The organism is Paenibacillus ginsengihumi DSM 21568 (assembly GCF_000380965.1).
Classification (GTDB): domain Bacteria; phylum Bacillota; class Bacilli; order Paenibacillales; family NBRC-103111; genus Paenibacillus_G; species Paenibacillus_G ginsengihumi.
In genome coordinates this window covers 1-14,077 of the sequence record NZ_KB905590.1, presented here as the reverse complement: position 1 = coordinate 14,077, position 14,077 = coordinate 1, and the positions used below count along the sequence as shown (strand labels likewise).

9 protein-coding genes and 2 pseudogenes are annotated in these 14,077 nt (G+C 54.1%); 5 read left to right on the top strand and 6 right to left on the bottom strand.

The window, feature by feature from the left end; all coding sequences use genetic code 11:
* The first annotated feature begins 14 nt into the window (after positions 1-14).
* Both F591_RS0118725 and F591_RS28465 read left to right on the top strand, forming a co-directional pair.
* Positions 15-2,048, top strand: coding sequence for an ABC transporter ATP-binding protein (locus F591_RS0118725; RefSeq protein ID WP_019536152.1), 2,034 nt, complete (start codon positions 15-17; stop codon positions 2,046-2,048).
* A gap of 34 nt (positions 2,049-2,082) precedes the next feature.
* Positions 2,083-3,740, top strand: a pseudogene (locus F591_RS28465) (CocE/NonD family hydrolase).
* Positions 3,741-3,960: 220 nt separating this feature from the next.
* On the opposite strand, the gene F591_RS0118715 reads toward F591_RS28465, so the two are convergent.
* The 5 genes from F591_RS0118715 to F591_RS0118685 form a co-directional block, all read right to left on the bottom strand.
* A complete protein-coding gene (locus F591_RS0118715; RefSeq protein WP_019536150.1) occupies positions 3,961-4,878 on the bottom strand; it encodes an aldo/keto reductase in 918 nt (305 codons plus the stop codon).
* A 99-nt stretch (positions 4,879-4,977) separates the two neighbouring features.
* On the bottom strand, positions 4,978-5,082 hold the full coding sequence (locus F591_RS33580) for an S-adenosylmethionine synthetase N-terminal domain-containing protein (protein ID WP_083935546.1): 105 nt from the start codon (positions 5,080-5,082) through the stop codon (positions 4,978-4,980).
* A complete protein-coding gene (locus tag F591_RS0118710) occupies positions 5,079-5,585 on the bottom strand; it encodes an S-ribosylhomocysteine lyase (protein ID WP_019536149.1) in 507 nt (168 codons plus the stop codon). Before F591_RS0118710 ends, F591_RS33580 begins: the two co-directional genes overlap by 4 nt.
* Positions 5,586-6,296, bottom strand: coding sequence for a 5'-methylthioadenosine/adenosylhomocysteine nucleosidase (locus F591_RS0118705; RefSeq protein WP_019536148.1), 711 nt, complete (start codon positions 6,294-6,296; stop codon positions 5,586-5,588).
* Between the two features lie 1,218 nt (positions 6,297-7,514).
* On the bottom strand, positions 7,515-9,053 hold the full coding sequence (locus tag F591_RS0118685; RefSeq protein WP_019536146.1) for a sulfatase family protein: 1,539 nt from the start codon (positions 9,051-9,053) through the stop codon (positions 7,515-7,517).
* A 133-nt stretch (positions 9,054-9,186) separates the two neighbouring features.
* Here F591_RS0118685 and F591_RS0118680 point away from each other — a divergent pair, with 133 nt between their 5' ends.
* Positions 9,187-10,050: an AraC family transcriptional regulator gene (locus tag F591_RS0118680; RefSeq protein WP_019536145.1), complete on the top strand. Its 864-nt coding sequence runs from the start codon at positions 9,187-9,189 to the stop codon at positions 10,048-10,050.
* A 367-nt stretch (positions 10,051-10,417) separates the two neighbouring features.
* On the opposite strand, the gene F591_RS0118675 is transcribed toward F591_RS0118680, so the two are convergent.
* The gene (locus F591_RS0118675) at positions 10,418-11,323 is read right to left on the bottom strand and encodes an ArsR/SmtB family transcription factor (RefSeq protein WP_019536144.1); all 906 of its coding nucleotides are present in this window, start codon (positions 11,321-11,323) and stop codon (positions 10,418-10,420) included.
* A 248-nt stretch (positions 11,324-11,571) separates the two neighbouring features.
* On the opposite strand from F591_RS0118675, the pseudogene F591_RS28460 reads away from it, so the two are divergent.
* A pseudogene (locus F591_RS28460) lies at positions 11,572-13,339 on the top strand (glycoside hydrolase family 2 protein).
* A 213-nt stretch (positions 13,340-13,552) separates the two neighbouring features.
* Positions 13,553-13,906, top strand: a complete 354-nt coding sequence (locus tag F591_RS28455) for a hypothetical protein (RefSeq protein WP_019536143.1) — start codon at positions 13,553-13,555, stop codon at positions 13,904-13,906.
* Positions 13,907-14,077: the final 171 nt, after the last annotated feature.

The window sequence follows — 14,077 nt, the reverse complement described above, 5'->3', positions numbered from 1 at the left end:
GGAGGGGGATAGCGATGAAGCATCTGTTGGAAGTAAGCGGACTGGAGACGAGGTTCAAGCAGGAAGGCGGCCTGTTGAAGGCGGTCAACGGCGTTTCCTATTATGTCGATGAAGGGGAAATCGTCGCGTTCGTAGGGGAAAGCGGGAGCGGGAAATCGGTGACCCAATACTCCGGCCTGCAGCTCATCGAATCGCCGCCCGGCGAAATTTCCGCGGGGCAGGTGCGGTTTGCCGGCGACGATTTGTTAAAGCACGATCCCCGAGGCAAAAAGATGCAGGAAGTGCGCGGCGGTCAAATCGGCGTTGTCTTCCAGGAGCCGATGACCTCGCTCAATCCCGTAATGACCGTGGGCAAGCAGATCGAGGAATCCGTCATGCTCCACTTGAAAATGAACCGTCAGCAGGCCAGAAGCCGGGCCGTGGAGCTTATGAAGCAGGTCGGCATTCCCGATGCCGAGCAGAGGGTGAACTACTATCCGCACCAGTTCAGCGGAGGCATGAGACAGCGGATAATGATTGCCATGGCGCTTTCCTGCGATCCGAAAATATTGATTGCCGACGAAGCGACGACGGCGCTGGATGTAACGACGCAGGCGCAAATTCTCGAATTGCTGCGAGAGCTGGTCAGGAAGACGAAGACGGCGTTGGTGCTGGTGACGCATAACCTCAGCCTCGTCGCCCGCTATGCCGACCGGATCTATGTCATGTATGCGGGAGAAATCGTGGAGTCGGGCGCCTGCCGGGAGCTGTTCGCCAATCCGCGCCATCCCTATACGATCGGATTGTTAAAGGCCGTCCCGAGCCTCAACGATCCGAAGGACCGCAAGTTGGTGCCGATCGAAGGAATCACCCCCGACTTAAGAAACCGGAAGGACATTTGCCAATTTTTGCCCCGCTGCGCATTTGCGACGGAAGCCTGCGCAAGCAAGCCGGCGCCCAGGCTGAAGGAAATCGCTTCGGATGGGCAGCGTCATTTGGCGGCCTGCCATCTCGATATCGATAAAAGCTTAGCGCCGGCCGCCACCAGGGCGGAGACCGTCCGCGCCGTCAAAGAGGTCGTGCATGAGCCTAAGCGGGAGGACGTCATTCTTGACGTGCAGGACCTCAAGGTATCGTTCCCGATCGTCAAAGGGATTCTCCAGCGAAAAGTCGGAGAGCTGCGGGCGGTTGACCGGGTCAGCTTTCAAGTAAGAAAAGGCGAGACGTTCGGGCTTGTCGGGGAAAGCGGCTGCGGCAAGAGCACTTTGGCAAGAACGCTGCTCAGATTGAACGAGCCTTCCGGCGGAAAAATGATCTTTAACGGAATCGATTACGCCGCGATGCCCGAGCATAAGCTGGGGGCGGTTCGGAGAAGGATGTCGATGATCTTTCAGGATCCTTACGGTTCTCTGGACCCGAGACAGCGGGCGGGCGATATCGTCGGAGAGCCTTTGAAAAATTACAAGCTGGTCCACAATGAGCGGGAGTATCGCGACCGGGTCTCCGAGCTGTTCCGGCTGGTCGGTCTCAATCCCGCGCTGCAGGATCGGGTGCCGCACGAATTCAGCGGGGGCCAGCGCCAGCGCATCGGCATTGCCCGGGCGATCGCCAGCAATCCGGATTTCATCGTATGCGATGAAGCCATATCCGCGCTGGATGTATCGATTCAGGCGCAAATTATTAATCTGCTGGAGGATTTGCAGGAGCAGCTCGGCCTCACTTATTTGTTCATCGCTCATGATTTGACCGTTGTCAGGCATATCAGCGATCGGATCGCCGTCATGTATCTCGGGCAGATCGTGGAAATCGCCGACTGGAAGTCGCTGTACGATCATCCGCTGCATCCGTACACGCAAGCGCTGCTCGATGCCGTTCCGGTTCCCGATCCGGCCCTGGAGGCGCAGCGGGAACGCACCATCATCAGGGGCGAGGTGCCGAGCTTAATGAACAAGCCGGCAGGCTGCGCCTTTTCCAACCGATGTCCGTTCGTTACCGAGGAATGCAGGCGGGAAGCTCCGCCGCTGCGGTATGTGAAGGAAGGGCACGGCGCGGCCTGCTTCAAGGTGTAGAGGCGATGAATTGACCTTTAAAGGATGGAGAGAGATGGAGCATGCAGCGCGGCGCAAGCAATGTCTTGTGAAGATGCGGGATGGCGCAAGGCTGTCTACGCATGTCAGGCTGCCGAAGGACGGCGGGCCTTGGCCGGTAATATTCGGACGCTCACCCTATCCGGGGGCGCTGCCGGCTTGGCTGGAGAGAGCGGAATATTGGGCGGAGCAGGGCTACGCTTTTGTGTATCAGGAGTGCAGAGGCACCGGGCAATCGGAAGGGGATTGGATTCCCTTCGTGCATGAAAGGCAGGACGGGCTCGACAGTCTGGAATGGATCATCAGGCAGGAATGGTCGGACGGGAATATCGGGACCTACGGGGCCTCCTATTCCGGAACGCTGCAGTGGAGTATGGCCGGGCAGCTGCCTGCGGAAGTCAAGACGATGTTTATTTCCGTGGCCGGAATCGAGCGCTACAAGCAGAATTACATGAACGGCATGTTCAGACACGATATTTATACGGTGTGGGCGCTGCGCAATGCCGGGCATAAGCCGGTTCGGGGAGCAGAGAGGCTGTACGAGGAAGCGCTCTCGGTCCGGCCGCCTATTGACATGGATCACCGCCTGTTCGGTCAGACCTTGCCCTGGTACCGGGATTGGGTGACCCGGGTCGACGAGGACAGCGAATACTGGCGCACGGGATTATGGGCGGAGCTGAAGGACGCTCCGACCAAGTGCAAGGTGCCGGTCATGATGGTGGCCGGCTGGTTCGACCATAATCTGGAGGCTTCGACCATCAGTTACGGCAAGCTTCCTGAAGAGATGAGACGGCAAAGCTGCCTGATCATCGGGCCGTGGGTGCATACGCTGGATGTATCCGGCGATTTGGCATATCCCGGCCACGACGTCTGGGGGCCGCGGCAGGACCGGGCCGCGCTTGCCTGGTTCGATCATCATTTGAAGGGCAAAGCCTCGGAGGGCCTCAAAGGAACCGTGCAGGCTTATATCATTGGCGAAGGGAAATGGAGAGCGTGGGACGGCTGGATTCAGCCAAGCGGCAGCGTGCGGCATTATTTGACGGCTTCTCCGCGGCATGGCGCGCACGGCTTGTCATCGGAAAAGCCGGCGCGGCAGGAACGGATTTCGTTCGAATACGACCCTGACCGTCCCGTGCGCACTCGAGGCGGGGCGGCGCTTATGGCTTATTTGAGCAGCGAGCCGGGCGCCTCTCCTCCCGCCAGCGTCGTTCAGGACGCGCCCGGTTCCCGGGACGATGTGATCTCCTTCGTGTCGGAACCGTGCGCGGAAGAGATGCGGATCGCCGGCCGCATCCAAGCCCGTTTGTTCGTAGCTCGGATGCCGAGGATACCTCTTTTACGGTGTGCCTCATGGAGCAGTTGGCCGACGGCGCATCCTATAATATCCGCGACGGCATAACGAGCCTGCGCTACCGCAATAACGCGCCGTCGCCTCAAGCCTATACGCCGAACAGCATCGTCGAGGTCGAGATCGACTTGTGGCCCATCACGTGGACCGTACGCAAAGGCTCGAGGCTGCGAGTGGACGTCTCCTCCTCCAACTTTCCGGCATATCACGCTCATCCCAACGTGGCCGGACCTTGGGCGCTTCAGACGGAGGTCCGCGTCGCGAGGCAAACTGTATATGTCGGGGGAGATTGCGCGTCGTGGATTGAAATACCGACTACGGATTGATTTGAATATTTTGCATCGATCGGGGCGCCTCTGGAACTGCCACTATCCCGCAGCTGATGGAGCGGGAACCGTCTTTCGACAAATCGGACTATTTCGTCAATGTTCTGGACAATTTGCAGCCCGCCGTCCTTTGCAAATTGTCCATAAAATTAACAAATTTACCTTTTATTTAAAATTAAAAGCAGCCCGACTAAGTCCGTATTAGCCCTTGCAGCTGATTCTACGGCAGCACATTGCCCGCCGCACGGTATATCTCGTACCATTCCTCGCGCGTCAGACGAATGTCGCTTGCCTTGATGCAATCCTTCAATCGGGATAGGTTCATCGTTCCGATGACCGGCTGCATATTCGCGGGATGGCGCAACAGCCACGCTAACGCGATGGTCGTGTTACGGACTTCATATTTCTCCGCAATGTCGTCAATCTTCCGGTTCAATTCCGGAAATTTTTCGTTTCCGAGAAACACGCCTTCGAAGAAACCGTACTGGAAGGGCGACCAAGGCTGAATCGTAATATCGTGCAATCTGCAGAAATCGAGGACGCTGTCATCCCGGTTGACGGCGGAGGCATTCTCCATATTGACATTGATGCCGCTGGAGATCATGGTGGCGTTGGTAATGCTAAGCTGCAGCTGATTGGTGATGATCGGCTGCTTTACCGACTTCTTTAGAAGCTGAATCTGCATCGGATTATGGTTGGACACTCCGAAATGGCGCACCTTGCCCGAGCTTTCGAGCTTGTCGAATGCGTCCGCCACTTCGTCCGGCTCTGCCAGCGCATCCGGACGATGCAGAAGCAGAATGTCCAAATAATCGGTCTTCAGCCGCTTCAGAATGCCGTCGACCGACGAAAGAATATGCTCCTTGGAAAAGTCATACATCCCTTTCCGAATGCCGCACTTGGATTGCAAAATGATACTCTCGCGAATATCGTCGTTCATCCGGATGGCGTCCGCGAAGATTTCCTCGCAGGTACCGCCGCCATAAAAATCTGCATGATCGAAAAAGTTCGCTCCATTCTCCAGCGCCGTATGAACGAAGCGCTCAGCCTCTTTCTTATCCAAAGAATGAATGCGAAAACAGCCGACTGCAACGACAGGTACTTCCAAAGTGCTGGTTCCAAGTTTCAAAGTTCGCATGAACGGTTTCCTCCATGGTCATGTTATCACCAGATTCAAGAATCTTTTTTTATATCGCGGGCTTTGTCCAAACGTTCCCAAGGCAGGTCAAGATCCGGTTTACCGAAGTGTCCGTAGGCCGCGGTCTGTTTGTAAATTGGAAATCTGGTCGCAGATTTTGTCTGGATGGACTTCGGATACAGATTTTGAAGTAAAAGCGGTCATTGAGTTTTAAATACGCGAAGAAGCTTTTGTGGCTCAACGGAGAGGAACCTTGCAGCCCAAAGCTTTGCTCCATCAAGATCGTGTTCTCTGTAATTGCCGCATGCTTTTTCGGAGCACCCTGGAACAGCATCAGCAGAAAGGATATCGCTAAGGGTGTTCGTGAAGAGGTATCGGATCTGTTCAATTGTGTAGTCGCCTGCCATGATGAGATAGAATCCTGTACGACACCCCATTGGCGAGAAATCAATCACGTTGGAGGTTTGATCTCTCATGTATTCGGCAACGAGATGTTCGAGTGAATGGAGCGCATCGTTCGGGATGAACTTCTCGTTGGGCTGGGTAAATCGAACGTCAAACTTCGTGATAATAACGTCGTCATTTCCTGCGGGTTCTCCGGGTTCAGGTATTCGCCTGCCCAAGTTCTTCCTGCTGACCAGCCTGATGTACGGTGCCTCGACGGCTTCATGATCCAGATTAAAGGACTCGTTATTGTAGTGCTTCATTCAAGCACCTTCCTTCTTCAATTGTGGTGAGATTATATCAATAACAAGTCTCTTTACCAATTCTGCGGCGTTGAGACTGGCCTCTTTCAGAAATTCGTTAAAGTTGGTCGGCGCCTTACCGTCTGCATCATCAGAGATCGACCTAATGGCCAGGAACTTGATCTTGAAGTTGTAGCAGACTTGGGCGAAAGCCGCGGATTCCATTTCCACACATCGTGCGTCTGGCTTATTCAAGTTGATCCTCTCTTTCCCGATATGGGAATGGATGAACTGATCTCCGGTAGCGATAGGACCTGCATAGACTCTGACGTTCATACCTTCGGAGAGTTCAAGCGTTCTACGAACAAGTCCAGGATCAGCTTTGTAACTTGCCGGCATTCCCGGAACTTGGAACTTCTCATATCCGAAGCCGGTTGCGTCCACATCGTGATGAAAACATTCAGTTCCAAGAACGATGTCTCCGATGTTTTGGTCCCGGCTCAGATTGCCGGCAACGCCTGTGTTGATGACAAGATCTACGGTAGATATCATCTTCTCCTTAATGACTGCATCAGCGAGATGTTGTGCTGCGTTTACTTTGCCGATACCCGACTTGCAGATAATGACCCTTTGACCATTGAAGCTATGATCCCCTGATTCCTCATCCCATTCGAGGACAGACTGAATGGCGTCGTATTCTTCCTGCATTGCTGTAATGATAATGATCGACATTGGCCTCTCTCCTTCCTTGTTCATCATTCATAAGCGGACGCGCCATGGGCTATTCTCTAGCCCATATTGTTCAACTCCAGAATTGTTTTCATGAAGTCGATCGTGCGAATAAAGCCAAGCAGGCAGCTTTCCGCCTCTTGAAAACATGTATATTTTTCCTTCGTAACCTTGAAATCGAAGGGATAGAGCCATATCAATTGCCGTTAAGCCCGAACCGATAATTCCAACAGTATCTTTTTTCCTATTTCTCTTAATGTATCTTTCGCGGGATATGGATGATGGATATATTCCGGTTCCCCCATCAGTCCATAATGATCATCCGGTTTCATGACGCCTATGGTAAGCAGCACAAAATCATATCTTAAGCATTAGCCGTCTTCCGTAAGGATCTCATACCGATCGTCGTCCCGCTTATTTATATCCGTAACCTTCATCATCGTTCCCAAAAGAGTATAAAGCGTTTCCGTGAGATACTCTCCAAAAACTCTCCTCGGGGGCAGTTCACCTGCCAATGTTCTCCAATTTTAATCACCGCCCTTCAGTTTTAGTTAGCTTGATTATTATTATAAATACAATATAAGGTAATAGAAGTACCCAAAATTGGGTATTTCTATTAATCCTATTAATGCTATTAATAACTTCCGAACTGTATCAAAATCGAGAGCATAGCGCACACTCGATTCTCGGATGTGCATCTACCTTTTGCAAGGTGAAGATGCTAAGCGCGGCAATTTTGGGTATTTTTTGGAATGCCCTTCTTCGACTACTGGGCCGAAAAAGGGACGTCTACTGACGATTTCCGCGTCGGGATGTCATCTCAGTCTGATATTGAGAGCGAATTTCTTGTCTGAAGCTAAGACTTTCCGGAAGGTGCAACAGTCGTCGATATCGCCGGTGGTTTGGGCGGACTATTGCTGAGATATTACGGAGAAACCCTACGCTGCACGGTATCTTATTCGATAGACTTACAAAGGAGGTCGTGAACGTACGGCAGAAGAGCTTGGTCAATTGTTTGCCGGAGCTGGCTTACGGCTGACCCGCGTCATCGATACCGGCAGCCATATTTCGATCATCGAAGCAGTGGCCGACTAAAATTCGGGACAGGCTCCCCTTAAGGTAGATCGGCGCGGGATATTAGAATCTGCTACCGAGAGGGGAGCTTCCCGTTCCCATTTTCCGGGAGGAAATCTGCCTTACCAACGTTCGCCAGGAGAATCGCTATGCATGATGAATTCTCGGCATCGGCATCGGCTCCTTGCCCAGCTCCGCCCAGGCGTATTTTAGCAGCAGCTCCGTCTTTAGCGAGGCGTAAGCCGGTTCGTCCCACAGATTATGAAGCTCGTGCGGGTCCTCCTGCAGGTCGAATATCTCCCCATACGTTTGGTTGTAGTAAACCGTGATTTTGTACCGTTCGTCCACATACGTCTTCTGATGAATCGTCGTCGGCTCGTGGCGGAACTCGACGATGGCATGGTCTCTTGCCTTGCTCTTGACGCCGAGCCATACGCCGCTTTGATCGACGCCTGTCATGGCTGGCGGCACGGGAATGCCGCAGAGGGACAGGAACGTCGGGGCAAGGTCGACCAAGGACTGGATCGCGTCCGACGTCAAACCGGCCGGCACGCGGCTCGGGTACCTGACGATCATCGGAATTTTGATCAAATCCTCGTAATGGAAGCCGCCTTTCGCCTGCAGGCCGTGCTGTCCGAAGAAGTGACCGTGGTCCGTCGTGAAGACGACGATGGTGTCTTCGGCCAGTCCCAGCTCGTCCAGCTTGTCGAGGATGCGGCCGATATATTTGTCCATCAGGCTGATCATGCCGTAGTAGACGGCGACGAGCTTCTTTTTATCGTCGTCCGTCAAGCGGAATTTGGTGCCGTACTCATAATAATGATGGGAACGGTAGCCGTGAATTTCGCGGCCGGTTTCCATCAGATGGGAGAAGTCGGGACGCTCCTCCTGCGTCAGCCCGAAATGCGGCGGGTTCCGGTCATGCTCTCCGGGAACGACGCTCGGAATCGTGAGCCGATCCGGATCGTACATCGCATCCCACGGCTCGGGCGCCAAATATTCGGGATGCGGATCGAAAAAGCTGGCCCACAGCAAAAAGCTCTCGTCCGAGCGCTGATACTGCTCAAGCAAAGCATTGGTCCGTTCGGCAATCCAGGTGTTGTAGTGGTATTCCTCGGGAATGGGCCAGCGGTAAGTGACGGATTTGTCCATCGTGCCGGTCGGAGGCAGGAAGTAATCCCGCCAATTGGCGCAGCCTTTCTCCTCCATCCACAAGGCGTAATGCTGTCCCACGTGCGCTTCGTTCGTATGGTTGCGGGCCAGCTCGACATGGCCGAAGCCGTAAAAGGGACCGTGAAACCCCCTCCAGAAGTCGAGATCCTGCAGCGTCGGATAAGCTTCGAGCGAAGGATATGCTTCGGTGGACTTCAAGGGCTGGAAATGCGCCTTGCCGACAAGCGCGGTCCGGTAGCCTGCACCTGCCAAATAATCCCCGACCGTAGGCCGGTCCTCCAGCAGCTTCGTGCCCAGCGTCCAAGCGCCGTGCTGGCTCGGGTATGTTCCCGTAATGATGGAAGCTCTGCTGGGGGTGCAGGTCGGATTCGGGCAATACGCCCGCTGAAACGTCGTTCCTTCCCGAACGAGGCGGTCCAAATTCGGCGTGGAAATTTCAGGCTGAAACGCTCCGATCGTATTCCAATGCTGCTGGTCGCTGGTGATCAGCAAAATGTTAGGTTTTTTCTTCAAGCAACATCGCCTCCTATCCTGATCATAGGGGATTTGGTTGACTAAATAAATGCCATCTTGTTATATTCGGTTTATCATTTTGTTATGATCGGATGATGGCTGAAGCGGTATGCACGGATGGGAGCGATCGGCGATGATGCAGGAATACGAATACGAGTATGCGGAATTTGTTTACTACACGCCCAAAGGCTTGGACAAGGAAGGACTGGTTTGGCCCGTTCGGGCGGGACGAAGCCGGGCGAAGCCTCATTACAAGGCCGGCCCGAAAAGAATCGAATGCTGCAGTCTGCATTTTGTCATGGCAGGACGGGTCCGCCTGGAATGGGAGGGGCAGCAGGTGGAGCTGCAAAAGGACGATCTGTTCTGCCTGTTCCCCGGCGTAACCTACAGCTATTGCCTGCTGCCGGCCGATGCGCCGCTGCAATTGAGATGGCTGGCTGTGGACGGTCCGCGGGCTCTGCCGCTGCTGGAGCTGGCGGGACTCCGGCCGGAAACCCCGTATCGGGAACAAGCCTGCACGCCGCATGTCCGGGAGTCGGCGGAGCGCATGATCGGCGCCCTTGGAAAAGCCGGCACATGGAGTCCGGCGCTGTCGCTGAAGCTGCACAGTCTGCTGTTCGAGCTGTTCTCTCATCTGTGCAGGGGAAACGCCGACAGCGAAGAAAATAAGAAAGCCGGATGGATTCGCGAATGCGTCGATTTCATGGAGCTTCACGCCGCGGAAGGCATATCCGTGCAGCAGGTGGCCGATTTCGCGGGGGTGCACCGGTCTTATTTTTCCCAGGCATTCACCGAAGAAATGGGCATATCTCCTTCGAAATATTTGCAGCAGCTGCGAATGGACAAAGCGAAGCGGCTGTTGAAGGACACCGATGCGACGGTCACCGAAATCGCCCTGTCGCTCGGCTATCCGAACCTGTACTCTTTCACCCGGGCGTTCAAGAGCTATTGTTCGTGCTCTCCGCTTGCCTTTCGGCAAAATGAGTCCCGGTCCTGAATCGGACAAGCCTATTTTGCCTCCGGAGGCGTACGGTTTGTGATAGATGCCCATACATTACAGAAGTTGGCATTATCATAACGGAGGATTGCGCATATGGGCTTTCACGGAAGCTGCGGCGGTTTTGGACACGGGGAGGGCGATCCGTATCCTGCCCAGCCTAACCTCCAAGCGATAAGAACGAAAAAAGATCTTATTTCTCCCGATATGGCCCGATTATCGAAAATAAGAGAGAAAAACGATCTTATTTGATCTGCTGCACCCGGAAACGGGTCGATTTGATCGAGATAAGCACGAAAATCAGTCTTATTTTGGCATTTTGCAGATTTTTTCCAGGGATAAGATCGAATTTCGTGCTTATTCAGGATTACAAGGAAACCACGACCCGGATGTCCTGCGGGTAATTGCCGAAGCCTTTGCCGAACAGGCTGACGCCTCCGCAATTGGCGGCAGTTTCGGGGCAGGCGATGCGCAAGAGCAGCTCCTGCCCCGCCTTGACATTCAGCTGGTGAATCGTAACGTCCGAGCAGCGCACGCCATCGATGAAGGTGCCTTCGTCCGTGATGGAGAGCACCTTGAGCAGGCCGTACTGCGTATCGGTCCACCACTCGGGAGTATACTGCCCGCGCTTGTGGCCGAAATCCCCTGGGCACGTCCAGGTAGCGACCTCCGTGCCGTTGATGGAGAACGTAATATCGGACGGCCAATGCTCGTTGTATTGGGGAGCCTCGGAGCAAATTTCCAGAGAAATGGTCAGGCGGGACGCCGACTCTTGTCCGACCAAATAATTAGGAATCCGATATTCCACGTATCCGCTTGCGAACCACAGATGCTCCGCCGTCGTCCGTTCAGGATCGTCGAAATAACGGGGGTCATCCATCATACCGATGCGCTTGTCGGCGGAGGCGAGGCCGCAGGTGGGCCGCACCTCGTACCGGACGTACTGTCCGATCGGCAAATCGACGGTAAACCCGGCCTGGCCGCGCGGCTTTTCTTCTTCATTCGTGAGCAGTACAAGCTCGATGCGATCGACCTTCAAGGAGCAGCGCTTCTGCGTGCCGCGTTTGCCCACCATCGTCTCGGTAGCGATAATGCCGGCTTCCTCCATTTTCTGAATATGCTTTGTAATAATGGCGGACGATACGCCCAAAGCCTCTGCAAGCTCTCCGATGTTATACGGATTCGCATTCAGCAGCTCGATCATCCGCACCCTCGTCTCCGAAGAAAAGCACTCCAGCACGTTCATATTTCTCGTAGTCACGTCAAGCTTCATCTCGACACACTCCTATCTTGAAAATTTGACGGCGATCTGCCGACAAATTTTCATTCCCCGAAGGTGACAACCGATGACGGATGCGAAAGTACCGTTCGTCACAGGTATCTAACTGCTTAGATTATATAACCAAATTGTTAAACAATCAACTTGGTGAACGATTGACAAAAACGGAACATGCGCCTATTATATTAACGTATTAGTAATTATATTAATTTATAAATTAATAAAATGGAGGGGAATTCAAGATGACTCAAGCGATGCCAAGACCGGAGTATCCGCGCCCGCAGCTCGTCCGGGAGCAGTGGCTCAATCTCAACGGAACGTGGGAGTTTGAATTCGACGACGAACGAATAGGAGACGAACAGCGATGGGCTTCAGGGGCGAAGGAATTCACCCGGCGTATTCAGGTTCCCTTCGCTTACCAAAGCCGGTTGAGCGGCATTGGCGACCCCGCTTTTCACGATCTGGTATGGTATAAGCGGAGCTTCGCGCTTCCAGCGGGTTGGGCCGGTCAGACGATTCTTCTTCACTTCGGCGCGGTGGACTATGCAGCCACCGTATGGGTGAACGGGCAGCAGGTGGCCTATCACGAAGGGGGGCATACGCCGTTTCAGGCGGACATTACCGCCGCCCTTAGGCAGGGAGACAACACGGTTGTCGTTCGCGCCGAGGATTTCAGCCGGGACGTTACGCTTCCGCGCGGAAAGCAGTACTGGAAGGAAAACTCGGCATCGATCTTTTATACGCGAACGACCGGCATCTGGCAGACGGTCTGGCTGGAGCCGGTGAACCGGCTGCACATCAAGAAGCTCAAATTCAAGCCCGACATCGACAACAACGAAATTCAAATCCGGACGTTTCTGAACCAGGCTCCTGCCGGCGGCAGCGTAGAGGCCCGCATCGATATTCGCTTCAAAGACGAATATTTCACGAGCACGACATTCAGCGTGCATCATGCCGAAGAGACGAGAACCGTCCGGCTGCACGATATTAACGATCACGGCATGGGCCGCTGGTGGTCGCCACACAAGCCGAACCTGTACGACGTGACCGTCACCTTGCTGGTGGATGGACAGCCGGTGGATACGCTGCAGAGCTATTTCGGCATGCGCAAAATTTCCGTCGAGGCAGGCAAGATCATGCTCAATAACCGCGTGTATTTCATGCGGCTTGTGCTGGATCAAGGCTACTTCCCCGATGGGAATTTAACGGCTCCCAGCGACGAAGCCCTGAAGCGGGATATCGAATTGGCGAAGGAGATGGGCTTCAACGGGGCCCGCAAGCATCAGAAGATCGAAGATCCCCGCTTTCTGTACTGGGCGGATCGGCTGGGCTATCTCGTCTGGGGCGAGATGGCGAACGCCTACAATTACTCGGAGGATTACGTTCGCAGAATCACCTCCGAATGGCAGGAGGCGATCGAGCGGGATTACAACCATCCTTCCCTGGTCGTGTGGGTGCCTCTGAACGAAAGCTGGGGCGTCTCGAACATTCTGGTCGACAAGCGGCAGCAGCAGCACGCCTTGGCGATGTACCATTTGACCAAGTCGCTCGACGATACGCGGCTGGTCGTCTCCAACGACGGTCTGGGAGCAGATGCGCACGGACCTCTTAACGATTCACGATTACGAATGGCGGCGGGAAGACCTCGCGGAGCGTTATGGTACGCTGGAAAAAACGCTCGGCGCCAAGCCCCATCGCCGCGAGCTGCTGGTCGGAGGCACGGCTTACGAGAACCAGCCGATCCTTGTGACCGAGTTCGGAGGGATCGCCTTCAAGCAGAGCGAATGGGAGGGCTGGGGATATTCCGGAGCCGAGAACGAAGAGGATTTTCTGAGAAGGCTGGCCGACGTGACGGAGCCGCTGCTGCAATCCCCGCATGTGCAGGGCATCTGCTACACCCAGCTGACCGACGTCGAGCAGGAGATTAACGGGCTGCTGACCTATGACCGCACGCCCAAAACGTCGCTCGAGAAAATCAGGACCATCGTAAGCGGCCGGGCTCAATACTAATAGGCAGGCTGGGACCTCTGGCAGTGCGAGCTGAGACCGTCGTCCGTGTATGCCTTTGAGCTGACCTTGTTGCAGCCTAGCGATTACAATGTATAAATCGAGAAGCAGTTCATGCGAGCAGCGGCCCGTTTCAGGCGATTCTGAAGCAGGCCGCTGCTTTTTTTGCTTAAGGTCAATGATCTAAATTCAGGATGTTTATGGAATAATTATCCGATGGAAGGGGATCATAAGACAACTTGCATCATCATGGGAAGCATTATCTTTAAAAGGCAGGTATTCACTGCGTCTATGGCAGCTTTAGGAGTAACGGTGCTCATCCTTCTTCTGCTCATCGCGACGATGCCCAAGAGGTTATCGGCGATCGAGTATTATAGCACGACCCTGTTCGCTTTTTTCTTAAATGCGACCTGCGATTATTGCCTGAATTTGCAATTCAATCTGTACGGCTATTTTGAACAGGGGATCGATATCGGCGGCTACATCATTGTGTATATTGTAGGGCCTTGCATCAGCATGCTGTTTCTTAATCCTGAATTTCGAAAGCCCATAAAGGCGGTCAGTTTGTAGCAGAACGAGTCGGTAACTGCTGTAATAAACAGGGAAATTCCCAGTCGGATGGCGCGTTGATTCAGAAATGAGGGTAAACTCCCCCCCTCCCCACAAGCCAGGGCTGAACGGTTTCCATGTAAATTTGTGGTAAACGTCATTCTATGGCAGCGACTTTGGCGGCGATACGTT

Bases quoted from the DNA above. Each gene is read 5' to 3' on its own strand.
- F591_RS0118725 (WP_019536152.1), top strand. From the start codon at position 15: ATGAAGCATCTGTTGGAAGTAAGCGGACTGGAGACGAGGTTCAAGCAG.
- F591_RS0118715 (WP_019536150.1), bottom strand. From the start codon at position 4,878: ATGCGAACTTTGAAACTTGGAACCAGCACTTTGGAAGTACCTGTCGTT.
- F591_RS33580 (WP_083935546.1), bottom strand. From the start codon at position 5,082: ATGACCGCTTTTACTTCAAAATCTGTATCCGAAGTCCATCCAGACAAA.
- F591_RS0118710 (WP_019536149.1), bottom strand. From the start codon at position 5,585: ATGAAGCACTACAATAACGAGTCCTTTAATCTGGATCATGAAGCCGTC.
- F591_RS0118705 (WP_019536148.1), bottom strand. From the start codon at position 6,296: ATGTCGATCATTATCATTACAGCAATGCAGGAAGAATACGACGCCATT.
- F591_RS0118680 (WP_019536145.1), top strand. From the start codon at position 9,187: ATGATGCAGGAATACGAATACGAGTATGCGGAATTTGTTTACTACACG.
- F591_RS0118675 (WP_019536144.1), bottom strand. From the start codon at position 11,323: ATGAAGCTTGACGTGACTACGAGAAATATGAACGTGCTGGAGTGCTTT.
- F591_RS28455 (WP_019536143.1), top strand. From the start codon at position 13,553: ATGGAAGGGGATCATAAGACAACTTGCATCATCATGGGAAGCATTATC.